We start from the raw sequence: 26,602 nt of genomic DNA, 5'->3' as shown, positions 1-26,602 counted from the left end.
GTGAAGCAAATTATTGATTTCCTCAGATTTTTGTGATAGCTTGCTCATACTGATCCACAGCGGCATTTCGCATGCCCAAAACCATCACGAAAGCAAATAACCAATCCGTACGCGGTTTCCCTGCCATATCAACGTTTTGTGTGTCGGGTCTGGGGTCGCGATGGATGGGTTAGTGTTTGCATGAGTCTGGCTGGACCAGGATGAAGTCCTTGACGGTACTTCCGTCTCATCCGGGCCTGACTGACCCGGCCCCGGCCCTTAATCCGGGCGCGTAACAGGGAGTTTTTGAAAAGAATGACGACCCAGCAGAAAAAACCTTCAGCAGCACGCCATGGCTTCAAGACTGGCGAAGCGATCGTTTATCCGGCCCACGGTGTCGGTACGATCACTGCGATCGAAGAGCAGGAAGTCGCGGGTATGAAGCTCGAGCTGTTCGTAATCGATTTCGAGAAAGACAAGATGCGTCTTAAGGTGCCGGTGGCCAAGGCCATGAGCATCGGCATGCGCAAGCTTTCCGAGACGGATTTCGTCGAGCGTGCATTGAAGGTCGTGCAGGGCAAGGCCCGCGTGAAGCGCACCATGTGGTCGCGCCGCGCCCAGGAATATGATGCCAAGATCAATTCCGGCGATCTGATCTCGATCGCGGAAGTGGTTCGCGACCTCTATCGCGCAGAGAACCAGCCGGAACAGTCCTATTCCGAACGTCAGCTCTATGAAGCTGCGCTTGATCGCATGGCGCGCGAAATTGCCGCCGTCAACAAGATGTCGGAAACGGAAGCCGTTCGCCTTGTCGAGACAAACCTCAACAAGGGTCCGAAGCGTGGCAAGGTCATCGAGGAAGACGATTCCCAGGACGAAGCCGCATAAGGCTGAGACAACACATACCGCTTTTAAAAACCCGGCCTTCGTGCCGGGTTTTTTCTTTGGAACCTTTTTTGGTCTACCGCGTTATAGCCTCGTGTTGGCGGTTGGTGTGGGGGCACTCCGGTAGGAGTGTTTCCAGGCAGACCGCTTCATGAACGTTCACGAGGACCGGCCTATGCGTTTTCATTCGAAGCTCCCCGGCGACCTGAAGATGCTTCAATCGTCAGACCCGTTCGATGAGATCGAACTAGACTAGTCATCGATCGCCCGGCGCCGCCGGAGATCGGTCTCCAATTTCGCATTTCATTCAATTGATTTTCATCCGAACGGCAATGTTCGGAAACGATGGCTGCTGCCCTTTTCGTCGACCGCGGCATAGAGACGATTTGAGGCCGAACCCAGGAGATGCATATGACGAATATGTCTGCAGATCGGCGTATGATAAAAGTCGCGATGGCTGCTCCCTATCTCGATCGCGACGAAGAGCATGACCTAGCCATACGCTGGAAGGACCATGAGGATCGCGGCGCGCGCAATCAGATCGCAACCGCCCATATGCGCCTTGTTATTTCCATGGCGGGCAAGTTTCGCAATTTCGGCCTGCCGATGAGCGATCTGGTACAAGAAGGCTATGTAGGTCTGTTGGAAGCGGCGGCAAGGTTCGAACCGGAGCGGGAAGTACGTTTCTCGACTTATGCCAGCTGGTGGATCCGTGCTTCGATCCAGGATTATATCCTGCGCAACTGGTCGATCGTTCGTGGCGGCACGAGTTCGGCCCAGAAGGCGCTGTTTTTCAATCTTCGCCGCTTGCGCGCCAAGCTCGCGCGAAGCGATTCGAACGTCACCGTTCAGGCCATCCATGAGGAAATCGCCGTAACGCTCGGCGTCAGTCTCGCCGATGTCCAGACGATGGATGCACGTCTTTCCGGCAGCGACACTTCGTTGCAGGCGCCGTCGATATCAGGCGATTCCGACAGCGCTGAGCGCATCGATTTCCTGATCAGCGACGAGCCACTTCCGGACGAGCAGGTATCGGACATGATCGACGGCGAGCGCCGCCGCGTCTGGCTCGCATCCGCTCTGAAGCATCTCAACGAGCGCGAAATGAAGATTATCCGTGCACGCCGCCTTGTCGAAGACGGAGCGACCCTGGAGGAGCTCGGCGCCGATCTCGGCATTTCCAAGGAGCGCGTCCGGCAGATCGAAAGCCGTGCAATGGACAAGCTCCGCAGCGCATTGGTCGATGCCGATCCGCGCATGGCAAGCTATGCTTGAGAACAACCTTCTCCCGGTCGGGAGAAGGTAACGACCCCTATTCGGCGATAATCTTGACCTTGTCGCCCGGTGCTATGCTTGCGCCGGTGGGCAGGGCATTGATCAATTTGAACAGGTCGAGCTTGCGGTCGGTGCCCATCATGCGGGCGGCAAGCGTGGTGATTGTGTCGCCGGGCTTTACCGTGACGACGCGGACGCGCAGCGGCTTCAGCGAGGCAGCCTCCTCCGGTGTCATATGCCGGAAGCTTGAGCGCAGCACATTGGCCGTCTGATCCAGCTGGGCGATATTTCCCTTCGGAACGGCCGTCAGGAAACGGAAGATTTGCGTGCGGTCGCGGATCACCGTGACATCGAAATCCCAACGGTCGGCGGAGGCGCGCGCAGTCGCGGCCGGCATGCCGTTGACGGTGATCGACTTGATCGACGAGGGATCGAGGCCGGTTACCCAGCCGCTGGAAATATAGTTCGTCAGATTCTGGTTCTGGGTATCGGCAACACCGTCGAAACGGATGGCGATGTCGCCTGGGCCGGTCGCCATGACGGCTTCGACCTTGTTGTCGATGCGGAAATCGGGCGGCACGTCGAAGCGGATGCCGAGGCCGCCATGCAGGAAGGTCTGGCCGCGCACATAGCCTTCTTCGGGGCTGTCGCCATAAAGCAGGCCGTCAATGCCGCTCAGATAATAGTCGCGCCCGGTATCGCCGACTTTACCTTCCTCACCGAACTGGCGTGCATGCGCCTTGGCAAGATCGATACGCTGCGGCGTGCTCGGATGGCTCGATAAGAAGTCCAGACTCTGATCGGCGTCGGAATTGGCCGTCATGAAACGGCTGTAGTCTTCCATGGCATTGAGGAAGCGCGCGGCGGCATAGGGGTCGTAGCCGGCTTGGCCGAGCGTGCGGATGCCAATCTCGTCGGCCTGCAATTCCTGCTGGCGCGAGAAGGCGGCGAGACGCAGCTTGCCGCGGGCAAGCGCCTGCTTGCCGGCGAGGTCGCTCGACAGAACTTCGGCAACGACGCGGCTGGCGATGACTTCAGCCTCTTCGCGCTTCTGCCGTTCGATGCCGTGATTGGCAGTGACGTGCGCCATTTCATGCGACAGGACAGCGGCGACTTCCGAGGCGTCATTGGCCAGTGCCAGCAGGCCTCGCGTCACATAAAGATAGCCGCCCGGCAGCGCGAAGGCGTTGATCGACGGCGAATTGAGGATGGTGATGCGATAGGACTGCTGCGGATTCTCCGACACGCTGGTCAGGGCTCCGGCGATGCGGGCAACGAGGCGCTCCGTCTTGGCGTCCTTGTACTCGCCGCCATAGCTGGCGAGAATACGCGGATGCTCGCGAGCGCCCATCTGCGCGCGCGGGTCGTTCTTCTGTACCTCGGAAACGATCTGCGGATTGGCCGAAGGCGAAACGCTCGGTTGATACGACTGATCCATCACCGTTTGACAGCTGTTCAGTATCGCCGCGGCGACAAGGAGCGGGGCCAGGCGGCGCAAGCGGGCTGCGACGGTCACGCTGATCCTTCGTTTTGCTCGTTCGCTCTGCTCGTCTACCAGTGTATCACTCATTTCGCTGCCATGCCGGCTCGGCGCCAAATCCGGTTGATCGTGACCGGGCGGATCATCGTCGCGCGCCGATAGAGGTTGCCTTTACCCCATCGATCCGCATTTGCCCGGACGGTCTCCACCCCTTGCTGTAGCCGATTTTGGCACCGGTTGCATAGCGAGACTCCGTTTAAATGTGGCAGCGTTGTATTTTAGCAAGCATCTCCCTGGACTTTCAGCCGCACGGCGCGACGAAATTAAGGCAAAGCCGGCGGCATGATGCCGCGACGCCGTCAATGGCGGAGAAATGTGGCAAGTGCGGGGATGTCAGCGGTGTTCAGAAAGGCCTCGATCGGGGCTGAAAGTGCGATCCTGCCGCCATCGACAAAGACGGCGTGGTCGGCAAGACGCCGCACCTCGGCCGGGTCGTGCGAGACGATAAGAACCGTATTGCGGGTTTCTCGATGCAGGGTTTTCAGCAGTTCGACCATGCCCGAGCGCAGGCCCGGATCGAGCGCGGCAAAAGGCTCATCCAGCAACAGGATCGGCTTGTCGCGCACCAATGCTCTGGCAAAGGCCGCGCGTTGGCGCTCGCCGCCGGACAATGTTCCCGGTTTGCGGCGTTCGAAGCCGGCAAGCCCAACGCGTACGAGCGCCTCCGAAACCCTTTGCCGATCCCGTGTCGAGAGCTTCAGCGAGGAGCTGATGCCGAGGCCGATATTGGTGAAGAGATCGAGATGAGCAAAGAGATTGTTGTCCTGGAAGACAAGCGATACCGGCCGTTCGGCAGGATGCTTGCCCGTCATGTCCTCTCCGGCAAGCAGGATGCGGCCGCGATCGGGCTGTTCGAAGCCGGCAAGCAGATTGAGAAAGGTGGATTTGCCGGAGCCGGATGGGCCCGCGACGGCAATGATCTGTCCCTGCGGCAAAGCGCAGTCGAAGCGAAAATCATGGGTGCCGAGCCGCAACTCGACGTCGGTCATGGTGATGCTGCGCGAGATCATGGTGCTGCCGTCAGTCATTTTTGTCTGCCTTCGTCGTCGCGCGCGCCCTGGCCCGCCGTGCCGGCGATGGTGAGGAGAAAGCATATCACGCCGAGAATCAGGGCATATCCATCGGCGTCATTGGTGCGGTAGCTGCCGAGCTTGCTGTAAACCAGCCATGGCAGGGTCATCAGGCTGCTGGAGCCGAAGAGGGCGACGGCACCCAGATCGCCAAGCGAGAGGGCCATGGCGAAGGAGAGCGCCGTGAACAGCGGCTTGCGAAGGCCGGGCCAGTCGATCAGCCGCAGGCGCGAAATTCCACGCAGGCCGAGGCTTGCCGCCAGCCGCGCGGTGCGGCGGCGATGCACGGCATAGGCCGGCTCCAGCACGCGGATGACGAAGGGAAGCGACATCAGCGCGTTGATGACGACGATCAGGATTGCGGCAAATCGACTGGGGTCGCCAAAGGGACGCAGCGCCAGGAACCAGCCGGTCGCCAGGACGATCGGCGGAACGAGCAGGATGAGCGAGGAGGCTCCTGTCAGGGCTGCGGCCAGGCCGCGCAATCCCAGCGCGCTCTTGCGTTCGGCAGAGATGACGGAGCGGGCGTGAATGATGGCGAAGGATATGGCGACGGCGAGAAGCCCGGCGGCGAGCGCGATTGCCAGGCTCGTCACCGCCGCCTGAAGAAAGATAGCCTGACCGGCGAGCTTGAAGAGATTGGCTTCGAGGCCGGCAAGGATGACGGATGCGAGCGGCAGGCCGATGAAAAGTGTGGCGGCCAGCAACAGTGCCGCATCTGCCCATCGCGCGCCGCGCATTTGCCCGTCGATGCGCCGTAGCGGTCGGCCGCTCGTCAGGCCATGATCATCCGGTGAGGGAAACAGCGTCATCGCTGCGAGGATGACCAATGTCACGCCGATCTGCAGCAGTGACAGCATCACCGCCCGTCCGGGATCGAAATCGAACCGCAGCGCCTGATAGATCGCCACTTCCAGCGTCGTTGCGGCCGGCCCGCCGCCGAGGGTCAATATCAGCGTGAAGCTGGTGGCGCAGAGCATGAAGATCAACCCGGCGATACCTGGGATAAGGCCGCGCAGCACGGGCCACTCGATGAAGCGGAAGACCGAGCCGGATTTCATGCCGAGGCCGCCGGCCACGAGCCAATATTCCGCGGGGACACGCTCCAGCCCGGCGAGCATCAGCCGGCAGGCGAGCGGCATGTTGAAGAAGACATGCGCCAGCAGAATGCCCGTCAGGCCATAAATGCTGACGGGTTCCGACAGGCCGAGGGCTGCGAGCGCCTGATTGAGCAATCCGCGCTGACCCCAAATGCCGAGCAGGCCGAGCGCGCCGATCAAGACAGGCAGACCCATGGGCACGGCCATCAGCCGGATCAGCCACAGCCGGCCGGGAAAGCGCGGCTGGCGGGCCAAGGCGCGGGCGATGGGCATGGCAAGTGCCACGGATAACAGCGTTGATAATGTTGCCTGCAGCAGCGTGAAGCGCAGCACGCGCAGCAGATAGGGATCGGCGAGCGTAGTGTCGCCGCCGGATTCGATACCGGCGGCAAGCAGGATCACAACGGCGATCCCGACGAAAAGTGCGATGCCAGCAAGGCTGAGCGCCCCACCGGAAATGGCGCGCCTTCTTTCGGATGCCGTGAGCATGGTCGCGATATCAGTTGCCGCTGGTGGCCGTCAGCCACTCGTCGATCCAGGCCTTGCGGTTCTTATCGACGTCAGCGGGGCTCATGAGGAAGGTCTTCGACGGCACCACGAGCTTGCCGAAAGCGTCCGGCAATGGCGTCGAGGTCGCGGAAACCGGCATCATCCAGTTGCTGGTGGGGATGATGTCCTGGAAGCCGGGAGAGATCATGAATTTCAGGAAGTCGCGAGCAAGATCCTTGTTCTGCGACGACTTGATGAGGCCGGCGACCTCGATCTGGATGTAATGTCCTTCGGAGAAGGCTGCCGCCTGATAGCGATCGGTTTTGTCCTCGATCATGTGATAGGCCGGCGATGTCGTGTAGGAGAGCACCATCGGCGCTTCGCCCTTGGTGAAGAGGTCGTAAGCCTCCGACCAGCCAGGCGTTACCGTCAGGATGCGGCCCTTGAGTTTGGCCCAGGCATCGGCTGACTTGTCGCCATAGATCGACTTTACCCAGAGCAGCAGGCCGAGGCCAGGCGTCGAGGTGCGCGGATCCTCGATGACGATCTTCTGCTTGGGGTCACCCTCGACGAGATCCTTCATGCTCTTAGGCGGATTCTTGATCGTCTGCGTGTCGTAGATGACGGCGAAATGGCCGTAATCATAAGGCACGAACACATCATCCTTGAAGTCGCCGGGAACCCTGAGGGCCGATGTGTCGACACCGCTTGCGTCGAACAGGCCGGTATCCTTGGCTTCGTCGACGAGATTGGTATCGAGGCCGAGGACGACATCGGCCTTGGTGCCGGCGCCTTCGAGTTTGAGCCGGGACAGGAGAGCCACACCATCGGTGACACTGACGTAATTGACCGTGCAGCCGCAGGTCTTTTCGAAGGCGGCTTTCACCTTCGGGCCGGGACCCCACTCGGAGGTGAAGCTCTCATAGGTGTAGATGGTCAGCGTCTTGTCGGCGGCAGCGGCAGGCTGGGCGGCGAAAAACGTCGTTCCGGCGGCGAGTGCCAGGCCGGTGATGAATGACATTAGCGAACGGTCGTGCATGACAGCGCCTCCTCTTTGGTTTCGTCTGGAAGGGGAAAAGGGCGCTATGATTTCGTCACGCGTCTAATCCCTCCGCCGGTGTTAACCGGATCAGGTTCCGCGGGTTGGCCGGTGAAAGCCTCTCAGCCAGATATCCGATAGGACATAAGGCACCCCGTTAGAGCGTCGGCAGATTTAGCCCCGTGACGAAGGGATGACAAGGGAAATGATTCGCCTGTCGATTGCAGGGCAGAAAACCAGAGCGCTTCCGCATTTCATTGAAGCGCGAAAACGCTCGTTGTCTTTGTTGTGCGTTCCGGACGGAAAGCCGCTGCGCGTTTTTCCCGGAAACGCTCTACTCGGCAGCTTCCGCTACGGCCGGGCTTTCGTGCTTCTTGCTGGCGCCGGGAAGCTGCACGTTTTTCAGCGTGAGAGACGTCAGCAGACCGAGCAGGCAGATGCCGGCGGCCGTCATGAACAGCGGGCTGAAGGCACTTGCATAGGCGTTGGCGACGGCTTCGCGGGTGGCTTCCGGCAAGGCGGCCATCATCTTCGGCGTCAATTGCTCGATGTCGGCAACGCCTGAAATCGAAGTGCCGACATTCCCGAGCTTGGCGGCAATGATAGCGCCGTAGATAGAGATGGCGATCGACGCGCCGCCCATGCGCGATAGTGTCACGGCACCGGTGGCGGCGCCGACGTCGCGACTGCCGGCAGCATTCTGCACGCCGATGACAGGCACTTGCTGGGCAAGGCCGATGCCGATGCCGTGCAACAGCATCAGGGCGCCGAGGATTGCGATGGACGTTCCGGCATGAACGAAGGCGAGCGAGGCAAAGGCGATCGTGCTGCAGGTGGCGCTGGCGATGGCAAAGGGCTTGTAGCGTCCTCTTGCCGCGATCAACCGCCCGGCGGACAGAGAGCCGCAGACGAGGCCTCCGGTCAGCAGGATGAACAGCAACCCGGTCATCGAGGGCGAAAGTCCCGTCGTGGTCTGCAGGAACAGCGCGAAGTAGTTGACCATGCCGATGGCGACGGCGCCGCTGGTGATCGAGATGATCAACAGAAGTCCGAATGTCGGGTTGCGGAAAAGCGTCATCGGCACGATGGGTTCCGGCGCGCGGCGCTCGATGAAGACCCAGGTGATGGCACAGATGACGCCGAAAGCGATGATGCCGAGACATTGCGGCGACAAGAGCGATCCGAACAGCTCGCTGCCGTCGGCCGCAAGCACGATGCTCGTTGTGGTCAAGGCAAGGACGATTGCACCGGCATAATCGATCTTCGGTCGACGGGCAGGCTTGCGGTAGGGCAGCATGAATGCGAGGCCGGTCAGTACGAGGAAGCCGATCGGCACGTTGACGAGGAAGATCGAACGCCAGCCGAACAGATCGCTCATCGTACCGCCGAGAACGGGACCGACGGCGCCGGAGGCCATCAGAACGAGGCTGGAATAGCTTTGGTAGCGGGCACGTTCGCGCGGCTCGAAGAGGTCGGCATTGACGGCGAAGATCGAGACCATGATGCCGCCGCCGCCGAAGCCCTGCAGAACGCGGGCGGCAATCAGCGTGTTCATCGACACGGCAAGGCCGCAGACGGCGGAGCCGACGGTGAAGATGGCGATCGCCGTCATCATCACATATTTGCGGCCGAAGAGATCGCCGAGCTTGCCGTAGACAGGCATGACGGCGGAAAGGGAGAGCAGATAGGCCGAGCCGATCCAGCCGAAGCGCTCCAGATGCCCGAACTCGCCGACGATCGTCGGAAGCGCTGTCGATACGATCTGGTTGTCGAGTGTCGCCATGAACATGGCCGTCATGAGGAGCAGGAAGAGAATAAGCCGCCGTTTATGGTCCGCCACGAGAGGCGTGAACGTTGTCTGCATATTCATGGGGCAAAAAATCCGAGCTTGGCCGGAGCGTTGCGCTATCGAGCGAATGCGCGGGACGCCCAGTCTTCATGGCCAAAACATATGTGCTATTAGCATATAATTGTCAATGGCAGTTGAATGCTATTTGCATGTTTCGTTTCCGCCCGACCTCTGCTATGGTGGAAAGATGACATCTGTGACGAATACACGCGAAGTTGAAGCCCAGACGCCGGCCGAGGACGAGACGTTCCAGCGCATCGGCCAGGCGATGTTGCGCATGCGTCTGCTGACCGGCCGTCGCATGATCGGCAGGCTTGCCATTCGCAACGTTGCCCCGGGACTCGAGCTTTCGCATCTCGATGTGCTCGATGCCGTGAGGCGGGCTGAGGATACGGGCGAAGTGACCGTCGGCACAATTGCCGAACTGCTGCGCATCGATCCTTCGCGCGCAAGCCGCATCGTCGCCGACATGGTGGCGCGCGGCGTGTTGCGGCGCAAGGCATCGCAGGCGGATGCGCGGCGTATCGTCGTGGTGCTGACTGCACTCGGGCAACGCCTGCTGGCCGATATCCAGGCGCAGAAGCACGCCGTGATCGAAAGCATTTTCGCCGATTGGTCGCCCGAGGATGTCGAGAATTTTTCATGGCTGTTTGATCGGTATGTCACCGGCTATGAACGCATTTTCCAGGACTGCATGAAGGAAACCACCGACTGACCGGCCCGTCTGGGCCGTTCTGGCGAACGGCGCTCTTCCCTAGGTGTAGGACTTTGCGCTATGGGCTTGGCCCATGAACCAGTCCACCACCTTCACCATCCTGCTTGGCGGCGCGCTTCGTCTGACGGACCGGCTGCGTGCTGCTGTTTCCGGCAGCCGTTTCATTGCGGCCGATGGCGGGATGCGCCATGCCATCGCGCTCGGAATCGAGCCGGAACTATGGGTCGGGGATTTCGATTCCACGCCGGCGGATTTGCTCGAAGCCTTTCCCAGCGTGACGAGGCAGCCCTATCCGGCCGCGAAAGCGGCGACCGACGGCGAGATTGCCGTATCGGAGGCGATTGATCGTGGCGCCGTCAGGCTGATCCTGGCCGGCGCCATGGGCGGCGAGCGTTCGGATCATGCCATCCAGCACTTGCTCTATGGACTCCAGCTTGCCGAGAAGGGTTTCGATGTGCTGCTGACTTCGGGCGATGAAGAGGCGGTGCCGCTCCCGCCGGGAAAACTGGAGATGGATCTCCCGGCCGGTTCGCTGTTTTCCGTTCTCGGTTTCAGCGATCTCGATGGCCTGTTCATCGACAATGCCCGCTATCCCCTCAGAGATTTCCATCTGCCTTTCGGAGGATCGCGGACTATTTCCAACGTGGCGGAGGGCCCAGTGCGCTTTTCGCTCGGCAGCGGCAGGGCAGTCGTCCTTGCCCGCCCGTATGATCTTACCGGAGTCTGATCTTGGCCCCTCCCATTCTGAAACTTGACGATATCTTCCTGAGCTTCGGCGGCGCCCCCCTTCTGGCCGGCGCCGGGCTGCAGGTGGAGCCGGGGGACAAGATCTGCCTGGTCGGGCGCAACGGTTCCGGCAAGTCGACGCTTCTGAAGATTGCGGCCGGCCTGGTCGAGGCGCAATCGGGCGAAGTGTTCCGCCATCCGTCGTCGACCGTGCGCTACCTCGAGCAGGCACCTGATTTTGCCGGCTACAAGACGGTCGCGGCCTATGCCGAGGCCGGCCTCGGGCCGGGCGACGATCCCTATCGCGTCACCTATCTCCTCTCGCATCTCGGCCTGACTGGAGAGGAGGATCCGAAAAACCTCTCGGGCGGCGAGGCCCGTCGCGCCGCTCTCGCCCGCGTCATGGCGCCGGAGCCGGATATTCTCCTGCTCGACGAGCCGACGAACCATCTCGACCTGCCGACCATCGAATGGCTTGAAGGCGAACTACAGAAGAGCCGCAGCGCGCTCGTGCTGATCTCGCACGACCGTCGTTTCCTTGAGAAAGTGTCTACGGCGACCGTATGGCTCGACCGCGGCACGTCGCGCCGGCTGGACAGAGGCTTTGGTCATTTCGAAGCCTGGCGCGATCAGGTGCTTGAGGCCGAGGAGCTGGAACAGCACAAGCTCGGCAAGGCGATCGAGCGTGAGGAGCACTGGCTGCGCTACGGCGTGACCGCCCGGCGCAAGCGCAATATGCGCCGCCTCGGCGAATTGCAGGACATGCGATCGCGCCATCGTGGGCACAAGGGTGCGTTGGGTACCGTGCAGGCGGCGGCGTCCGATGCGCAGGAAAGCGGCAAGCTGGTGATCGAGGCTGACAAGATCACCAAGACCTACGGCGATCGCGCCATCGTCACCCCGTTTTCGATCCGCGTGCATCGCGGCGATTGCATCGGTCTCGTCGGCCCGAACGGTGCCGGCAAGACGACGCTTTTGAAGATGTTGACCGGTCAGCTGGAGCCCGACAGCGGCACGGTAAAGCTCGGCACCAATCTTGAGATCGCTACGCTCGACCAGAAGCGCGAAGAGCTCAATCCTGAGGATACGCTCGCCAATTACCTGACAGACGGTCGCGGCGAGAACCTCCTCGTCAACGGCGAACAGCGGCATGTGACCGGCTACATGAAGGAATTCCTGTTTCAGCCGGAGCAGGCGCGCACGCCAATCAGGAACCTCTCGGGCGGCGAGCGCGCGCGGCTGATGCTGGCGCGTATCCTCTCACGACCGACCAACCTCCTGATCCTCGACGAGCCGACGAACGACCTCGACATCGAGACGCTCGATCTGCTGCAGGAAATCGTCTCCGGTTTTTCCGGCACGGTCATCCTCGTCAGCCACGACCGCGACTTTCTCGACCGCACCGTGACATCGACGATCGCGCCCGCCAATCCGGATGATCCCGATGGCCGCTGGATCGAATATGCCGGCGGTTATTCCGACATGCTCGCCCAGCGCAAGGGCGCGATCGAAGAGCGCAAGCGAGCCGAGAAGGCTGCGGAGAAGCCGAAGACTGCCGAAGCATCGCCGTCGTCTAATGATGCTTCGAAAGGCAAGAGCAAGCTCTCCTACAAGCAGAAGTTCGCGCTCGAAAACCTGCCCAAGGAAATGGCCAAGGCAGAGGCCGAGATCGCCGCTCGCGAAAAGAAGATGGCCGATCCGAACCTCTTCACCAAGGATCCTGCAACGTTCAACCGTCTCGCGGTCGAGATGGAAAAGCTGCGCGAGAGCCTCACGAAGATGGAAGAGGAATGGCTGGAGCTTGAAATGCTGCGCGAGGAGCTGGAGGGCTAAGCCGCCGCCAGCTCATCCTATGCGGGTCTATCTATATCAAGAAAAACAAGCGGTTGCGCTCAGCGACAACCGCTTCTTTCCCTGTTGTCGAATTCGATAAACCGTTTATACATTAAGGCATGTTGCCGGACGGAGAGCCGGTTTATACCCCCGGGCCGACGTGGCCCGTGGCGCATGTTGGGGAAGTTCGAAGCGATCTGATTGGAATTTCGCCCCCATGGCGAACAGATCCTTCGTGAAAATTTGCAGGCAAATATCGTGGACGCTTAACGCGGCGGTGCCTCTCACCGTGCGCGGTTTTTCGAGGGGGCCTTCATGCCAGTGCTGCCGCGTGCCATTTTGTTCAGCTGTCTCATCGTTGCTTTCTCCGGAGCTCAGGCGCTTGCGCAGAGCGCGCCGCCGGCTCCGCCCGTAACTGTCGCCAAACCCGTCGTTCGCGATGTCATCGATAGCGATGAATTCATCGGCCGTTTTCAGGCAGTCGATGAAGTTTCCGTGCGCTCGCGCGTCGGTGGTTATCTTCAGGAGGTGCATTTCAAGGATGGCACCTTGGTCAAGCAGGGCGACCTGCTTTTCGTCATCGACCAACGACCCTTCATCACCACGTTGAACGAGTCGACTGCCTCACTGGAGGTGGCGAAATCGTCGCTCACGCTCGCCGATGCGCAGTACAAGCGGGCGGAATCCCTGTCGACTACGGGCAGCCAGTCGGCCTCGACACTGGATGACCGCCGTCGCGATCTTCTTGCCGCACAGGCGAATGTGCGCGGCGCGCAAGCCGCCGTCGATCGCGCCAATCTCGACATGGATTTTACCCGGATTACCGCGCCGCTCAGCGGCCGCATCGACCGGCGGCTGATCTCCGTCGGCAATCTCGTGCAGGCCGACCAGACCGCGTTGACGACGATCGTGTCGCTCGATCCGATCGATTTTTATTTTGACGTCGACGAACGGCGGCTGCTCTCCTACGCCGATGAGGCGCGCAAGAACGGCAGCGCCCTGCAACAGGGCGGCGGCGGGCTCGATGTGACGGTGACGATCGCCGATCCCAAGCAGAAGCCGTTCAAGGGCAAGCTGGATTTCGCCGAAAACCGCGTCGACAACGAAACGGGGACGATCCGCGTTCGCGCCCGCTTCCCGAACCCGGATCTCATCCTTCAACCCGGCCTTTTCGGGCGCGTTCAGGTGCAGGGATCCAACAGCTACAAGGCGATCCTCGTTCCGGACGAAGCCATCGGTTCGGACCAGAACCAGCGCGTGGTTTATACCGTCGACACCGCCGGCAACATCACGCCGAAATCCGTTCGCCTCGGGCCGAAGCTCTACGGCTATCGCGTCATCCGCGACGGCATGACCGGCGACGAAACCATCATCGTCAACGGGCTGATGCGGATCCGGCCGGGCGTCAAGGTTGCGCCGCAGCTGATCGAATTGCCGCAGCAGGCGACGAATGATGAGCCGCCGGCACAGGCCGATACACAGGGGACGGATCAATGAGGTTCTCCCATTTTTTCGTCGACCGACCGATTTTCGCATCGGTGCTGTCAATCGTGCTGCTGATCGTCGGCGGCATCGCCTATTTCCAGCTTCCGGTGGCGCAATATCCCGAGGTTGCGCCGCCCACTATCGTCATTCGCACCTCCTATCCCGGTGCTGATGCGCAGACCATCGCCGATACGGTGGCGACGCCGATCGAGCAGGAAGTCAACGGCGTCGAGGACATGCTCTATATGTCCTCCTATTCCAGCGCCGATGGCTCGATGTCGTTGACGATCACCTTCAAGCTTGGCACCGACCTCGACAAGGCGCAGGTGCTGGTGCAGAACCGCGTGGCCATCGCCGAACCGCGCCTGCCTGACGATGTCCGCCGCATCGGCATCACCACGGTCAAGAGCTCGCCCGACCTGATGATGGTCGTGCATCTCCTGTCGCCGAACAATCGCTACGACCAGCTCTATATCTCCAACTATGCCCGCACGCGTCTACGCGACGTCCTCGTCCGCCTTGATGGTGTCGGCGATGTGCAGCTTTTCGGCGAGCGGCAATATTCGCTGCGTATCTGGCTCGATCCGCAGAAGCTCGCCGCTTATGGCATGACCGCAGGCGATATCGTGCAGGCGCTTCGGGACCAGAACGTGCAGGTCTCCGGCGGCACGATCGGCGGACCGCCCGTCTCGGGTACCAATGCTTTCCAATATACGGTGACGACGCAAGGGCGCTTTTCCGACGCGCGGCAATTCCGCTACGTCATCGTCAAGGCGACAGGCAACGGCCGTCTCGTGCAGCTGCAGGATGTCGCCCGCATCGAACTCGGCGCGCAGGACTATGTCACCAACAGCTATCTGAACGGCAATCCGGCGGTCGCGCTCGGTGTCTTCGCCCGGCCCGGCACCAATGCGCTCGATGCCGCCGCCGACATCCAGAAGACCATGCAGAGCCTGTCGCAGGATTTCCCGCAGGGGCTCGAATATCGCATCATCTACAACCCCACAGACTTCATCGCGGAATCGATCAACGAAGTCTACAAGACGATCTTCGAGGCGGCCGTTCTCGTTGCCATCGTCGTGCTGGTGTTCCTGCAATCGTGGCGGACGGCCATCATTCCGATCGTCGCCATTCCGGTTTCGCTGATAGGCACTTTCGCTTTCCTTTTGGCCTTCGGCTTCTCTTTGAACATGCTGACGCTGTTCGGCCTGGTGCTGGCCATCGGTATCGTCGTCGACGACGCCATCGTCGTGGTCGAGAATGTCGAGCGCAATCTGGCACTTGGCATGACGCCGAAGGAGGCGTCACATGTGACGATGAACGAGGTGGGAACCGCCGTTCTGGCAATCTCGCTGGTGCTGATTGCGGTCTTCCTGCCGACGGCCTTCATTCCGGGCATTACCGGGCAATTCTACAGGCAGTTCGCCGTGACGATTTCTGTCGCGACGGCGATCTCCTGTCTGAATTCGCTGACGCTCTCGCCGGCGATAGCCGCGATCGTGTTGCGCCCCCATGACCATAAGAAGTCGAACAATGTCTTCTCGCGTTTCGGCCGAGCCCTGGGCGATGGATTCAATCGCGGTTTCGAGCGGATGAGCAGCGGCTATTCCTGGATCGTGCGCCACCTCGTTACGACCTGGACAGCGCTTGCATGCGCGCTTCTCGTCTTTGCCGTTCTCCTCGCCGGCACCTGGTATATGGGCAGGATCGTACCGCAGGGCTTCGTTCCCACGATGGACCAGGGCTACGCCATCGTCGTCGTGCAGCTGCCCGACGGCGCGTCGCTGGCGCGCACCAACGCCGTCATCCAGAAGGCGACCGCAATCATCAACAAGACGCCGGGCGTCGAGAATGCCGTCGCCTTTGCCGGCTTTAACGGCGCCACCTTTACCAACGCCTCGAATTCCGGCGTCATCTTTACGCCGTTCAAGCCTTTCGAAGAACGGTTGAAATCCGGCGATACCGCCAGCAAGATCATCGGCACGCTTTACGGTAGCCTCCAGGGCATCCAGGAGGCTTTCATCATCGCCATTCCGCCGCCCTCGATCCGCGGCGTCGGCAATTCCGGCGGCTTCAAGATGCAGATCATGGACCGCGAAAATCCGGACATGCGCCGCATTCTGCCGCTCGCCTACCAGATGATGGGCGCTGCCGCGCAGAACAAGGGCGTGAGCGGCGTCTTCACGACCTTCTCCGCCAACAGCCCGCAATATTTCCTGGCAATCGATCGTGACAAGGCGCGGGCACTGAACGTGCCGATCCCGAATATCTTCGAAACCTTGTCGATCAACCTCGGTACGTCCTACGTCAACGACTTCAATGCCTTTGGCCGCGTCTACCAGGTGCGGGCGCAGGCCGATCAGCAGTATCGTATGGATCGCGACGATATTCTGGCGCTGAAGGTGCGTTCGGCGACGGGCGCGCTGGTGCCGCTCGGTACGCTGGTGGATATCCGCGACACGACCGGACCGGCGCTCGTGCAGCGCTATAACATGTATGTCTCCGTGCCGGTTCAGGGTAATCCGGGGCCGGGCGTCTCCACCGGGTCAGCCCTCGACACCATGGAAGGCATAGCAAAGAACCTGCTGCCGTCGGGCACAACCTTCGAGTGGACGGAGCTTGCCTATCAGGAGAAGCATACCGGCAATACGGCGATCTATATCTTCGCCCTGTCGGTGATCTTCGTCTTCCTGGCGCTGTCGGCGCAATATGAAAGCTGGATCCTGCCGCTCGCCATCATCCTCATCGTGCCGCTCGCCGTCCTTGCGGCGTTGATCGGCGTGCATCTGAGGGGGATGGACAACAATATCCTCACGCAGATCGGGCTCATCGTGCTGATCGGCCTCGCGGCCAAAAACGCGATCCTGATCGTCGAGTTCGCCCGGCAGGCACAGGCGGAAGGAAAGAGTGCAGTGGAGGCGGCGATCGAGGCCAGCCATTTGCGCCTGCGTCCGATCCTGATGACGGCTTTCGCCTTCATCTTCGGCGTGGTGCCGCTGATGATCGCGACTGGCCCGGGTGCCGAAATGCGCCAGTCGCTGGGCACCGCCGTCTTCTCGGGCATGCTTGGGGTGACGCTGTTCGGTCTGTTCCTGACGCCGGTGTTCTATGTCGTCCTGCGCCGGCGGCGCAAGCAGGCTGAGACTGCTGCAGAAGAGCCGTTGTCGAACGACGCAGCGGCACAATAACGACAATTGGGGCGGTTCGGCGTTTCACGGGAATCACTCGACCGCTCCTACCGTTTGCCCAATATGAAAAGCCCGGCGAAACAGCTGCCGGGCTTTTCTGTTCTTGGCTTGGAGCGTCTCGGTTCTTCTTCGAAACGCGAAAGCGCTCTACCTTTTGTTTTCTTGCGCATTCCGAACGGAAAGCCGCTGCGCATTTTCCTGGAAATGCTCAGAGGTGCGGATTGCGCGGTCGATACTTCTTGACCAGCTGCTGGTTGATCTCCTTGGCGCCGGGCATGTTGGCGCTGAGGTAGACGGGCGGATTGCCGTCCTTGCAAAGCTCGGCGGCGACATCGGCGAAGATGGCGTTCAATACCGTGGTGCCGACGGCGGTCGATGCCGGCCCGACCTTTAGCTCCGTGCTCGGCAGATCGATCATGGCGTCGCCCGGCGGCAGGCCGTTATCAAGCACGATATCGGCCAGATCGGCGAGCTTCCTGCGACCATCGGCGATGGCGGAAGAATAGGCGAGCGAGGTGATGGCGATTACCGTGGCGCCGATCTCGCGGCCGTAGTCCGCCGCCTCGATCGGTGCGGCATTGACCCCCGAATTGGAGGCGATGATCAGCACGTCGCCGGGCTGCATGCCGTAGCGTTCGAGAACCGGGCGGATGAGGCCCTCGATACGCTCATAGACCGTGCTGATGACGGCGCCTTCATGCAGCATCGCGGATCCGATGAGCACGGGGATGGTGAAGGCCAGCCCGCCGGCGCGATAATGCACCTCTTCCGCTAGCATGTGCGAATGACCGGTGCCAAAGATGTAGACGCGACGATCGCTGCGCGCTGCCGCGCAAATGGCGGCGGAAGCCCTGGACATGGGCTCGGCAAGCGTTTCGCGCAGGGTTTCCAGCCGGCCGATGAGAGCGGAGAAATAGCTGTCCGTGACTGCGGTCATGCCGAGCCTCCATTTTAAAGCAATTCCAGGAAAAGTGCGCAGCGGTTTTCCGTCCGGAATTGCGTAACAACAAAAGTTTAGAGCATTGCCGGGAAAGCTGCGCGGCCGTTTTCCGTCCGGAATGCGTGAGAACAACAAGATGGAGCGCTTCCGCTATTCAAAGAATGGGCGGAAACGCTCCAATATTTCAGGCCGAAGGCTGGCCGGAGATCCATGTTTCGGTGGCCTCGATACCGTCGTTGATATGAACGAGGTCGGCACGGGCTCCCGGTGTCAGGTGGCCCCGATCCGTAAGCCGCAGGAAGCGGGCGGGATAGGAGGTTGCCATACGCAGGGCTTCCGCCAGCGGCAGCTCGAGCACGTTGACGCCGTAGCGGATGGTGGAGGCCATGTCGACGTCGGAGCCGGCCAGCGTGCCGTCATCCAGCGTCAGCTTCGAGCAATAGCCGCCCTCGGTGCGGTAGACCGTGCGGCCGTTGAGCGTGAAGCTCGGGAGATCCGTGCCGACCAACGACATGGCGTCCGTCACGAAGAACAGCCGTCCTTCACCACGCTTGGCGCGCAGCGCCACTCTGAGCGCCGTCGGCTCGACATGATGGCCGTCGGCGATGATACCGCACCAGGGCGCGGGGTGGTCGATGGCGGCGCCGACGAGGCCGGGTGCGCGATGGCCCATCTGGCTCATGGCATTGAAGAGATGGGTGACGCCGCGGGCACCGGCGTCGAAACGCGCGTTGGCCGCTTCCGTCGTGCAATCGCTATGGCCGATGCTGACGATGACGCCGCCTTCGGCAAGCGCCTGCACCTGCCGCTCTGTCACCTGTTCGGCGGCCATGGTGACCAGCAGCGTGCCGATGGCTTCGCGAGCGCGGATGAAAGTGCGGACGTCGCTGTCTTCGACCGGACGCATCAGTTCGGCGAGATGCGCGCCTTTGCGGGCCGGCGCGAGATGCGGGCCTTCCAGATGCAGGCCAGCGACGCCGCGATTGGCTTTCACGGCTTCGACCGCTGCCTCGATGGATGCGGTGGTTGCTGCAGCGACATCGGTGATCAGCGTCGGCAGCACCGACGTCGTGCCGTAGGGGCGATGCCCCTCCGCGATCATATACATGGATGCGGGCGAGGGCTCGTCGTTGAGCATGCGGCCGCCGCCGCCGTTTACTTGCGCATCGATGAAGCCAGGGGAAAGGACGCCGCCCTTCAGCTGAATGGTTTCGGCATTGTCCGGCACATCGTTGACGCCGGTGATGGCGTGGATGCGGCCGTTGCCGATCACCAAAGCGCTGTCTTCGTGAAAGCGATCGCCATCGAAGATGCGCGCACCTGTAAAGACCCTGTAGTCCATCACATGGTCTCCGTTACCTTGAGGAGGTTAGCCGGCTTGTCCGGATCGAAACCCTTGCGGCGTGTGACCGCTTCGATCAGGCGATAGTAGCAGAGCAGCGATACCAGCGGGTCGAGCAGGCCATTGCCGGTGCTCGGCATGCGCAGATTGATGCCGGCAAGCGGCGCCGTCGAGAAGGAGACGGCGGTGGCGCCGAGCTTCTGCAGGCGCTCCAGCGCCTGAGCGTTGTTGGGGAAGGCGGCATCGTCGGGCGAGAAGGCAACGATCGGGAAGCCCGGCTGCACGAGGCGCATCGGGCCGTGCATCAGTTCGGCGAGCGAGAAAGCTTCCGCATGGATGCCAGCGGTTTCCTTGGCCTTCAAGGCTGCTTCAAGCGCGATGGCGAAGGCGGGACCGCGGCCGCCGGTGTAGAGCGAAGAGGCATTGAAGAGCACGTCTTCTGCCGCCTTGCCGTCGATGCCCGAGGTTGCGGCCAGTGCTTCCGGCAGCTTGGCAAGACCGTCAGCGAGGGCCTTGTCCTGCGAAACCGCGGCGGTAACGCCGGCAAGCGCTGCGACCGAAGCGATGAAGGATTTCGTTGCTGCGACGCTCTGTTCCTTGCCGGCATTGAGGCCGAGCACGATGTCGGCTTCATGGGCGAGGGGGCTGTCGGTGACGTTGACGACGGCGATCGTGGTTGCGCCACCCTTCTTCGCCGCGGCCTGCAGCGCGATGATGTCGGGGCTTCCGCCGGACTGCGACACGGTGAAGTGGATGCCGCCCTTAAGGTGGAGAGGGGCGCCATAAACGGAGGCGATCGACGGGCCGACCGAGGCGACCGGGACGCCGCAGGAGATTTCGAACAGATACTTGAAGAAGGTTGCCGCGTGGTCGGACGAGCCGCGTGCCGCCGTCGTTATCAGCGAGGGGCGAGCGGAGGAGAAGAGTTTTGCAATTTCCGCAAAGGCGGGTTTTTCCTTTTCAAGCAGCGTCGCGACCACGTCGGGCGACTGGCCGGCTTCCGTCAGCATAAGGGATTGGGTGTTGCTCATAGGTCATCTCCAATTCTTAATTCAGTAACAAAATCATAGGCATCGCCGCGATAATGCGAGCGGGTATATTCAACGACGCGTTGGTCGGCGAGGCGAGAGACACGCTCGATCAGAAGCGCGGGCGCCCCGGCCTTGACGGTCAGGATCGATGCGGAAGTGGGGTCCAGCGTCACGGCGGTCAGCCTCTGCTGCGCGCGCACTGGCTTGAAGCCTCGTGCGGCGAGCGCATCGTAGAGCGACCCTTCGGCTATGGCGTCTTCGCCCAGAAACTTCATCGGAACCACGGCGCGCTCGATGGCGAGCGGCTGGCCGTCGGCGAGGCGCAGGCGGTCCAGCCGCAGCACGGGTTCGTCAAGGCCGAGGCCGAGAAGGAAAGTTTCTTCGGGCGCTGGCGGACTGATGGTGCGCTGAAGGATGCGGGCAGCCGGCTCGCGACCACGCGAGCGCATGTCGGCGGAGAAGGAGGAGAGCCGCCAGAGCGGCTGCTCGATGCGCTCGACGTGCTGCGAGACGAAAGTGCCGCTGCCGTGGCGCGATTCGATGACGCCTGAGGCCAGCAGGTCGCGGTAGGCCGTCCGCACCGTGACCCGGCCGATCTGCAGGGCGCCGGCAAGATCGCGCTCGCCCGGCAACGCCGTGCCCGATTTCAGCAGGCCTTCCTGGATAAGCCCGGTCAATGCCCGTGCCAGCCGCTTATAGAGCGGCCCGCTCCCGGTGCCCTCGCCGAGACCGCGATTGTTCAATTCAGCGATCAAACTGGTTCTATCCATGAATGTTATTTAGAACCTATTTAGAACCAATTTACAAGATGAATCTGTTCGCAGGGCAAAAAGAAACGGCCGGGCGTTTGGAGCGCCCGGCCGATGATTGTGAGCGTTGGGCATGCCCGGCTCAGTTCTTGGTGAAGATATAGTCCGTTTCCTGCCGCAATACCTCGCCGGGGCGGAGCACCGCATTGGGGAAGCCTTCATGATTGATGGCATCCGGCCAGACCTGGGTTTCCAGGCAGAAGCCCGCGAACGGCCCGATCTTTTGGCCGTCGTGGCCCGGAACCGGAACGTTGAGCTTGAAGGCGGTGTAGAATTGAACGCCTGGCTCGGTCGTGCGGACTTCCAGCGACACGCCTGAATTGACGCTGCGGGCGAGCACGACGGAGCGCTTGGCCGTGCGCTCGCTGGAAAGGCAGAAATTGTGGTCGTAAAGCGCCTGCTCCGACCCTTCGAAGCGCTTCATCGGCGACATCTCGCGGAAATCGAACATTGTGCTTTCGACCGAGCGGATTTCCCCCGTCGGCACCTGCTTTTCGTCGGTCGGGGTATAGTGATCGGCGGCGATCATGATGTCATGACCAAGCGTGTCGTCGCGGCCGTCGAGGTTGAAATAGGCATGCTGGCAGACATTGGCCAGCGTCGGCTGGTCCGTGGTCGATTCGTAGGTGACAGACAGTTCGCCATTGCCATGCACGCGATAGGTCGCCTGGATCGTGCAGTTGCCGGGATAGCCGGCGCGGCCATCGGGATCGACGATCTTCAGGACGACGCGGTCGGTATCGTGCTCGACGATGGTCCAGTTGCGTTTGGCGATATTGTCCTTGCCGCCGTGCAGGTGGGTAACGCCCTTTTCGTTGAGCTCCAGCTGGTACTGCTTGCCATCCAGCGTGAAGCGGCCGGCTCCGATACGGTTGGCGCAGCGGCCGGGCGTGGCGCCGAAATAGGAGGAGTGGGCGGGATAATCGGGGAAATTGTCGAAGCCGAGCAACAGCGCAGGCTGGTGGCCCTCGAGCCGCAGGTCCTGGATGACGGCGCCCCAAGAGATGACATGCGCGGTGAGGCCGCCACCGACGATCTTGACGCGATAGACGGTTTCCCCATCGGCCGTCGTCCCAAAAGCTTCCCGCTGCAAAGTATTTTCCGTCATATCAGCTCATCCATGGCTATCGAAAAGGCAAGGCCAGACCCTGCCCCCATTCTCGTCGTTCCGCAACCGATCGAGTGATGAAATTTAGGAGCGGTGGTGGGATCAGGGTCTGATTGTGATTTGTTCCCGGAGCGCGGCGCTTCCGTTCGGAGGCGTAAAAGGCTCCTTGGCCTCGGAATCTGCACATCGGACCGACAGGCTACGCGTTGAATGTGCCGCGCGCATGATAGGTTGTCGGTTTCGTCCTCCGGCGATTAGGGCTGGTTCCTGAGAGGTTTGGCTGTCCGCCTACTGAAGACCGTTTTGATCAGTTGGTTCGACCCATCCGCTTTTTCGGCCTTCATGATCACCATCAACCTGTCGCCGCGAACGGCGAGAAGCACATAGAACGCTTTTTGACTGTATTTTTCCACATAGGAGCGCCAGCGCCCCATGCCTGCCGCATAGCTGGCATTTCCATAGCCGCTCGTCTCCGCGGTGGCGCTCCAGCCGTTGCTGGTGCTGATCCTCATAAACCTGCCCTGCCTGATTATTCCGGCGCGACATTTTTCTCGGGCGCCGGTGCTGGAATAAACTTGGTCCCACTGCCCGGAGAAGCCTCCCTCTTCGGATCGTGCCTGCTGCGAGACGAGCAAAATGGTTGCGATGGAGAGAAGCAGTTTCAAAGCGTGGCGCACGCACATCTCCACCGGTTTTCCCAGCGATGCGGGAAGATATCCCCTGCACATTTCCGCAAATGGTTGTGTCTATTTGGTGGCGCCACGGCATGCAAATGCCGATCCGTCAGCGCGACAATTCCTTCGTCGCCTTTTCCAGCCCGCCGAGCGTCAGCGGATACATGCGGTCGCTCATCAGGCGGCGGATGATGGAGATGGAGGTCGTGTAGCCCCAGTCGTTTTCGGGTACGGGGTTGAGCCAGATGCATTTGCGGAAATGGCCGGTTACTCGGCCAAGCCAGGCTTCGCCCGCTTCCTTGTTCCAATGCTCGACAGAACCGCCAGGATGGTTGATTTCGTAGGGGCTCATCGAGGCATCGCCGACGAAGACGACGCGGTAGTCGGGGCCGAAGGTGCGGATGAGATCGGTTGTCGCCGTGATGTCGACGCGGCGGCGGCGATTGTCCTTCCACACGCCTTCGTAGAGGCAGTTGTGGAAATAGAAATATTCCATGTGGCGAAACTCTGATCGCGCGGCGGAAAACAGCTCCTCGACCACGCGGATATGATCGTCCATCGAGCCGCCGACATCGAAAAACATCAATAGCTTGACGGCATTGCGCCGTTCCGGCCGCGTCTGGACGTCGAGATAGCCATGCTCGGCGGTGGAGCGGATGGTGCCGGAAAGATCGAGCTCCTCGGCGGCGCCCTCGCGCACCCATCGGCGAAGTCGTTTCAGTGCCACCTTGATATTGCGGGTGCCAAGCTCGACGCCGTCGTCGAGATTCTTGAAGTCGCGGCGATCCCACACCTTGACCGCGCGGCGATGGCGTGAGGTTTCCTGGCCGATGCGCACACCTTCCGGATTGTAGCCATAGGCGCCGAAGGGCGAGGTTCCAGCCGTGCCGATCCATTTCGAGCCGCCTTGATGCCGGCCCTTTTGCTCGGCCAGCCGCTCGCGCAGCGTCTCCATCAGCTTGTCGAAGCCGCCAAGCGCCTCGATCTCTCTTTTTTCCTCTTCGGTCAGATGCCGTTCCGCGAGCTTGCGCAGCCATTCCTCAGGAATGGCTGACGCTTCGACCACCTCCCCCTCGGCATTGCCGCCGATCGCTTCCACGCCGCGGAAATAATCGGCGAAGACCTGGTCGAAGCGGTCGATAAAGCGCTCGTCCTTGATGAGCGTCGTGCGCGCCAGATAGTAGAAGGCCTCGACGTCATAGTCGGCGATCCCCTCTTCCATTCCCTCAAGCAGCGACAGGAATTCCCGGAGTGTGACCGGAACCTTCGCTTGCCTCAACTTCAGGAAGAAGGGAATGAACAAGCCTCAGGTCCTTTCCAGGCCGATCTCCTCCAGATCATACGGCGTGGTCTGGTAGATCTCGTTGATCCAGTTGCCGAAGAATAGATGGGCGTGGCTGCGCCACCGGTTCTGCGGCGGAATTTCCGGGTCATTATGTGGGAAATAGTTGTGCGGCATCTTGATCGGCACGCCCGCATTCACATCGCGGAAATACTCATCCGCCAGCGAGGTGGAATCATACTCGACGTGATTGAACATGTAGAGCCGGTTGCAGGCCTGCTCGTGCACGAGGCAGACGCCCATTTCGCTCGATTCCATCAGAATCTGCAGGCTCGGCACCTTCTCGATGTCATCGCGGCGCACTTCCGTCCAGCGAGAGACGGGAATGGCGAAGTCGTCGGAGAAGCCGTTGAGGTAGACGGAGGATGGCGCGAGATTCTGGTGGCGATAGACGCCGAAGGCCTTTTCCTTCAGCGTATGCTTCGGCACGCCATGGAAATGATAGGCGGCGGCCATGGCTCCCCAGCAGACGTTCATCGTCGAATGGACATTGGTCGTCGTCCAGTCGAAGATCTGCCGCATCTCGTCCCAGTAGGTAACCTCTTCGTATTCGAGCAGCTCGATCGGTGCGCCGGTTATGATGAAGCCGTCGAACTTGCGGTGCTTCACCTCTTCCCAGGTTTCATAGAAGGAGAGCAGGTGCTCCTCGGAGGTGTTCTTCGCCTTGTGAGCACCGATGCGCACCAGGGAGAACTCGACCTGCAGCGGCGATGCGCCGACCAGGCGCGCCATCTGGATCTCGGTCTTGATCTTGTTCGGCATGAGGTTGAGGAGCCCGATCTGAAGCGGGCGGATGTCCTGACGGAACGCCACCGTTTCGGTCATCACCCGCACGCCCTCGCTCTGGAGGGTTTCGAATGCGGGCAGCGTATCGGGAATCTTGATGGGCATTGTTTCCACTCAACCAAATACAAAAAAACCGGCCGCGATGAATCGCTACCGGTCCGCACGCGGCCCTTTAGCGACTTATTTAACGTGGCTGCAAGCCGGCCGGCCAAATCACCACAGAGCAAAATCCATAAACCCGCTGTCGCGGCGGGTCAATGGGCTAACGGATAGCCGAGAGGCCGCCTCGCCCTTCGAGGCCTCGGCGTTTGCGCTCGCGCTTCAACGCCAAGGCACCTCAGGGTGAGGCGGAGAGAGTTTCCGACATTGCGCGAAAGATCAGACCTCATGGTGAGGAGGTCCGCAGGGCCGTCTCGAACCACGAGGACGGGTGGTTGGCTTCCTTCACTTTCCCTGTCCCCGCGCCATGAACGCCAGCCGTTCGAAGAGATGCACGTCCTGTTCGTTTTTCAGCAATGCGCCATGCAGCTTCGGCAGCGCGTTCTTCGCATCGGCGCGCAGCGTGGCGGGGTCGACGTCGTCAGCCACGAGCAGGCGGATCCAATCAAGGGCCTCTGAGGTCGAGGGCTTCTTCTTCAGGCCCTGTACGTCGCGGATTTCGAAAAATTGCGTCAGGGCGGCGTGTACCAGGGCCTGCTTGATGCCGGGGTAATGCACCTCGACGATGCGGGCCAGCGTCTCCATGTCGGGGAAGCGGATATAGTGGAAGAAACAGCGGCGCAGGAAGGCGTCCGGCAGTTCCTTCTCGTTGTTCGATGTGATGATGACGATCGGGCGGATGGCGGCACGGATGGTTTCGCCGGTCTCGTAGACATGGAATTCCATGCGGTCGAGTTCCTGCAGCAGGTCGTTTGGGAACTCGATATCAGCCTTGTCGATCTCGTCGATCAGCAGCACGCATTTCTGGGATGAGGTGAAGGCCTGCCAGAGCTTGCCCCGCCTGATATAATTGCCGACGTCGTGAACTCTGATATCGCCAAGCTGGCTGTCGCGCAGACGCGATACGGCGTCGTACTCGTAGAGGCCCTGCTGCGCCTTGGTGGTCGATTTGACGTTCCACTCGATGATCTCGAGCCCGAGCGCCGCCGCCACCTGGCGGGCCAGTTCGGTCTTGCCCGTGCCCGGTTCACCCTTTACCAGCAGGGGGCGTTCCAGCCGGATAGCGGCGTTGACGGCGACCATCAGGTCCTTGTCGGCGATATAGTCGGCAGTTCCTTGAAATTGCATCGGAAGGCTTTCTCAATCTTTCGAGTGCAAGCTAATTGCTGACCTAATTCGGTTCAAGACGCGAAACCGTGTATATAGGAACGTGATCGCACCGATCTGTTGCAAGGATG

The 26,602-nt window shown here is 61.1% G+C and carries 21 protein-coding genes and 2 riboswitches; of the genes, 7 read left to right on the top strand and 14 right to left on the bottom strand.

Annotated elements, in window-relative coordinates; all coding sequences use genetic code 11:
• Positions 1-294 precede the first annotated feature (294 nt).
• Together ACIQJ2_RS20175 and ACIQJ2_RS20170 are read left to right on the top strand one after the other, a co-directional pair.
• On the top strand, positions 295-867 hold the full coding sequence (locus ACIQJ2_RS20175; protein ID WP_199146411.1) for a CarD family transcriptional regulator: 573 nt from the start codon (positions 295-297) through the stop codon (positions 865-867).
• Positions 868-1,275: 408 nt separating this feature from the next.
• Positions 1,276-2,139, top strand: a complete 864-nt coding sequence (locus ACIQJ2_RS20170; RefSeq protein WP_199146412.1) for an RNA polymerase factor sigma-32 — start codon at positions 1,276-1,278, stop codon at positions 2,137-2,139.
• A gap of 37 nt (positions 2,140-2,176) precedes the next feature.
• Here ACIQJ2_RS20170 and ACIQJ2_RS20165 read toward each other — a convergent pair whose 3' ends face one another.
• The 5 genes from ACIQJ2_RS20165 to ACIQJ2_RS20145 form a co-directional block, all read right to left on the bottom strand.
• Positions 2,177-3,577 (bottom strand): M48 family metalloprotease, encoded by a 1,401-nt coding sequence (locus ACIQJ2_RS20165; RefSeq protein ID WP_199146476.1) that lies wholly within the window; start codon positions 3,575-3,577, stop codon positions 2,177-2,179.
• A 401-nt stretch (positions 3,578-3,978) separates the two neighbouring features.
• Positions 3,979-4,707, bottom strand: a complete 729-nt coding sequence (locus tag ACIQJ2_RS20160; protein ID WP_400670892.1) for an ATP-binding cassette domain-containing protein — start codon at positions 4,705-4,707, stop codon at positions 3,979-3,981.
• Positions 4,704-6,338, bottom strand: a complete 1,635-nt coding sequence (gene thiP, locus ACIQJ2_RS20155; protein ID WP_400670889.1) for a thiamine/thiamine pyrophosphate ABC transporter permease ThiP — start codon at positions 6,336-6,338, stop codon at positions 4,704-4,706. Before thiP ends, ACIQJ2_RS20160 begins: the two co-directional genes overlap by 4 nt.
• Before the next feature lie 10 nt (positions 6,339-6,348).
• Positions 6,349-7,377, bottom strand: a complete 1,029-nt coding sequence (gene thiB, locus ACIQJ2_RS20150) for a thiamine ABC transporter substrate binding subunit (protein ID WP_400670886.1) — start codon at positions 7,375-7,377, stop codon at positions 6,349-6,351.
• A gap of 50 nt (positions 7,378-7,427) precedes the next feature.
• Positions 7,428-7,544: riboswitch (TPP riboswitch) on the bottom strand.
• A 167-nt stretch (positions 7,545-7,711) separates the two neighbouring features.
• A complete protein-coding gene (locus tag ACIQJ2_RS20145) occupies positions 7,712-9,247 on the bottom strand; it encodes an MDR family MFS transporter (protein ID WP_400670884.1) in 1,536 nt (511 codons plus the stop codon).
• 166 nt (positions 9,248-9,413) lie between these two features.
• Between ACIQJ2_RS20145 and ACIQJ2_RS20140 the strand changes: the two genes are divergently transcribed.
• From ACIQJ2_RS20140 to ACIQJ2_RS20120, 5 genes are all read left to right on the top strand, one after another.
• Complete coding sequence (locus ACIQJ2_RS20140; protein WP_199146422.1) at positions 9,414-9,941, top strand: MarR family winged helix-turn-helix transcriptional regulator; 528 nt, start codon at positions 9,414-9,416, stop codon at positions 9,939-9,941.
• A 73-nt stretch (positions 9,942-10,014) separates the two neighbouring features.
• Entirely contained in the window at positions 10,015-10,668 is a 654-nt protein-coding gene (locus ACIQJ2_RS20135; RefSeq protein WP_400670880.1) for a thiamine diphosphokinase, read from the top strand.
• Positions 10,669-10,670: 2 nt separating this feature from the next.
• The gene (locus tag ACIQJ2_RS20130; protein ID WP_400670878.1) at positions 10,671-12,500 is read left to right on the top strand and encodes an ABC-F family ATP-binding cassette domain-containing protein; all 1,830 of its coding nucleotides are present in this window, start codon (positions 10,671-10,673) and stop codon (positions 12,498-12,500) included.
• A 315-nt stretch (positions 12,501-12,815) separates the two neighbouring features.
• On the top strand, positions 12,816-13,997 hold the full coding sequence (locus ACIQJ2_RS20125; RefSeq protein ID WP_400670876.1) for an efflux RND transporter periplasmic adaptor subunit: 1,182 nt from the start codon (positions 12,816-12,818) through the stop codon (positions 13,995-13,997).
• Positions 13,994-17,173 (top strand): efflux RND transporter permease subunit, encoded by a 3,180-nt coding sequence (locus ACIQJ2_RS20120; RefSeq protein WP_400670874.1) that lies wholly within the window; start codon positions 13,994-13,996, stop codon positions 17,171-17,173. Before ACIQJ2_RS20125 ends, ACIQJ2_RS20120 begins: the two co-directional genes overlap by 4 nt.
• 208 nt (positions 17,174-17,381) lie before the next feature.
• Here ACIQJ2_RS20120 and ACIQJ2_RS20115 read toward each other — a convergent pair whose 3' ends face one another.
• The 9 genes from ACIQJ2_RS20115 to ACIQJ2_RS20075 all read right to left on the bottom strand — a co-directional run bounded on the left by ACIQJ2_RS20115 (position 17,382) and on the right by ACIQJ2_RS20075 (position 26,492).
• A complete protein-coding gene (locus ACIQJ2_RS20115) occupies positions 17,382-18,110 on the bottom strand; it encodes an SIS domain-containing protein (protein ID WP_400670871.1) in 729 nt (242 codons plus the stop codon).
• 187 nt (positions 18,111-18,297) lie between these two features.
• On the bottom strand, positions 18,298-19,455 hold the full coding sequence (nagA, locus tag ACIQJ2_RS20110) for an N-acetylglucosamine-6-phosphate deacetylase (RefSeq protein ID WP_400670869.1): 1,158 nt from the start codon (positions 19,453-19,455) through the stop codon (positions 18,298-18,300).
• Positions 19,455-20,486: an SIS domain-containing protein gene (locus ACIQJ2_RS20105; protein WP_400670867.1), complete on the bottom strand. Its 1,032-nt coding sequence runs from the start codon at positions 20,484-20,486 to the stop codon at positions 19,455-19,457. Before ACIQJ2_RS20105 ends, nagA begins: the two co-directional genes overlap by 1 nt.
• Positions 20,483-21,256 (bottom strand): GntR family transcriptional regulator, encoded by a 774-nt coding sequence (locus tag ACIQJ2_RS20100; RefSeq protein WP_199146436.1) that lies wholly within the window; start codon positions 21,254-21,256, stop codon positions 20,483-20,485. The genes ACIQJ2_RS20105 and ACIQJ2_RS20100 overlap by 4 nt, the downstream gene beginning before the upstream one ends.
• A gap of 121 nt (positions 21,257-21,377) precedes the next feature.
• Positions 21,378-22,403 carry an aldose epimerase family protein gene (locus ACIQJ2_RS20095; RefSeq protein ID WP_400670864.1) on the bottom strand — a complete coding sequence of 342 codons (1,026 nt, stop codon included), beginning with the start codon at positions 22,401-22,403 and terminating at the stop codon, positions 21,378-21,380.
• A 254-nt stretch (positions 22,404-22,657) separates the two neighbouring features.
• On the bottom strand, positions 22,658-23,080 hold the full coding sequence (locus tag ACIQJ2_RS20090; RefSeq protein WP_400670862.1) for a hypothetical protein: 423 nt from the start codon (positions 23,078-23,080) through the stop codon (positions 22,658-22,660).
• 106 nt (positions 23,081-23,186) lie between these two features.
• A complete protein-coding gene (locus ACIQJ2_RS20085; protein WP_400670860.1) occupies positions 23,187-24,380 on the bottom strand; it encodes a VWA domain-containing protein in 1,194 nt (397 codons plus the stop codon).
• Positions 24,381-24,383: 3 nt separating this feature from the next.
• Positions 24,384-25,310 (bottom strand): homoserine O-succinyltransferase, encoded by a 927-nt coding sequence (metA, locus tag ACIQJ2_RS20080; protein WP_400670858.1) that lies wholly within the window; start codon positions 25,308-25,310, stop codon positions 24,384-24,386.
• Positions 25,311-25,357: 47 nt separating this feature from the next.
• Positions 25,358-25,435: riboswitch (SAM riboswitch) on the bottom strand.
• 214 nt (positions 25,436-25,649) lie between these two features.
• Positions 25,650-26,492 carry an AAA family ATPase gene (locus ACIQJ2_RS20075; protein ID WP_400670856.1) on the bottom strand — a complete coding sequence of 281 codons (843 nt, stop codon included), beginning with the start codon at positions 26,490-26,492 and terminating at the stop codon, positions 25,650-25,652.
• Between the last annotated feature and the right edge of the window lie 110 nt (positions 26,493-26,602).

The sequence above is a fragment of the Rhizobium sp. NPDC092011 genome (assembly GCF_044756305.1).
Classification (GTDB): domain Bacteria; phylum Pseudomonadota; class Alphaproteobacteria; order Rhizobiales; family Rhizobiaceae; genus Rhizobium.
Note: the sequence above shows the minus strand (reverse complement) of the source record. Positions and strands in the feature narration are given on the sequence as shown.

Bases quoted from the DNA above. Each gene is read 5' to 3' on its own strand.
- ACIQJ2_RS20120 (WP_400670874.1), top strand. From the start codon at position 13,994: ATGAGGTTCTCCCATTTTTTCGTCGACCGACCGATTTTCGCATCGGTG.
- metA (WP_400670858.1), bottom strand. From the start codon at position 25,310: ATGCCCATCAAGATTCCCGATACGCTGCCCGCATTCGAAACCCTCCAG.
- ACIQJ2_RS20135 (WP_400670880.1), top strand. From the start codon at position 10,015: ATGAACCAGTCCACCACCTTCACCATCCTGCTTGGCGGCGCGCTTCGT.
- ACIQJ2_RS20145 (WP_400670884.1), bottom strand. From the start codon at position 9,247: ATGAATATGCAGACAACGTTCACGCCTCTCGTGGCGGACCATAAACGG.
- ACIQJ2_RS20100 (WP_199146436.1), bottom strand. From the start codon at position 21,256: ATGGATAGAACCAGTTTGATCGCTGAATTGAACAATCGCGGTCTCGGC.
- ACIQJ2_RS20095 (WP_400670864.1), bottom strand. From the start codon at position 22,403: ATGACGGAAAATACTTTGCAGCGGGAAGCTTTTGGGACGACGGCCGAT.
- ACIQJ2_RS20115 (WP_400670871.1), bottom strand. From the start codon at position 18,110: ATGACCGCAGTCACGGACAGCTATTTCTCCGCTCTCATCGGCCGGCTG.
- ACIQJ2_RS20105 (WP_400670867.1), bottom strand. From the start codon at position 20,486: ATGAGCAACACCCAATCCCTTATGCTGACGGAAGCCGGCCAGTCGCCC.
- ACIQJ2_RS20075 (WP_400670856.1), bottom strand. From the start codon at position 26,492: ATGCAATTTCAAGGAACTGCCGACTATATCGCCGACAAGGACCTGATG.
- thiP (WP_400670889.1), bottom strand. From the start codon at position 6,338: ATGCTCACGGCATCCGAAAGAAGGCGCGCCATTTCCGGTGGGGCGCTC.
- nagA (WP_400670869.1), bottom strand. From the start codon at position 19,455: ATGGACTACAGGGTCTTTACAGGTGCGCGCATCTTCGATGGCGATCGC.
- ACIQJ2_RS20165 (WP_199146476.1), bottom strand. From the start codon at position 3,577: ATGGATCAGTCGTATCAACCGAGCGTTTCGCCTTCGGCCAATCCGCAG.
- ACIQJ2_RS20170 (WP_199146412.1), top strand. From the start codon at position 1,276: ATGACGAATATGTCTGCAGATCGGCGTATGATAAAAGTCGCGATGGCT.
- ACIQJ2_RS20175 (WP_199146411.1), top strand. From the start codon at position 295: ATGACGACCCAGCAGAAAAAACCTTCAGCAGCACGCCATGGCTTCAAG.
- thiB (WP_400670886.1), bottom strand. From the start codon at position 7,377: ATGCACGACCGTTCGCTAATGTCATTCATCACCGGCCTGGCACTCGCC.
- ACIQJ2_RS20160 (WP_400670892.1), bottom strand. From the start codon at position 4,707: ATGACTGACGGCAGCACCATGATCTCGCGCAGCATCACCATGACCGAC.
- ACIQJ2_RS20140 (WP_199146422.1), top strand. From the start codon at position 9,414: ATGACATCTGTGACGAATACACGCGAAGTTGAAGCCCAGACGCCGGCC.
- ACIQJ2_RS20125 (WP_400670876.1), top strand. From the start codon at position 12,816: ATGCCAGTGCTGCCGCGTGCCATTTTGTTCAGCTGTCTCATCGTTGCT.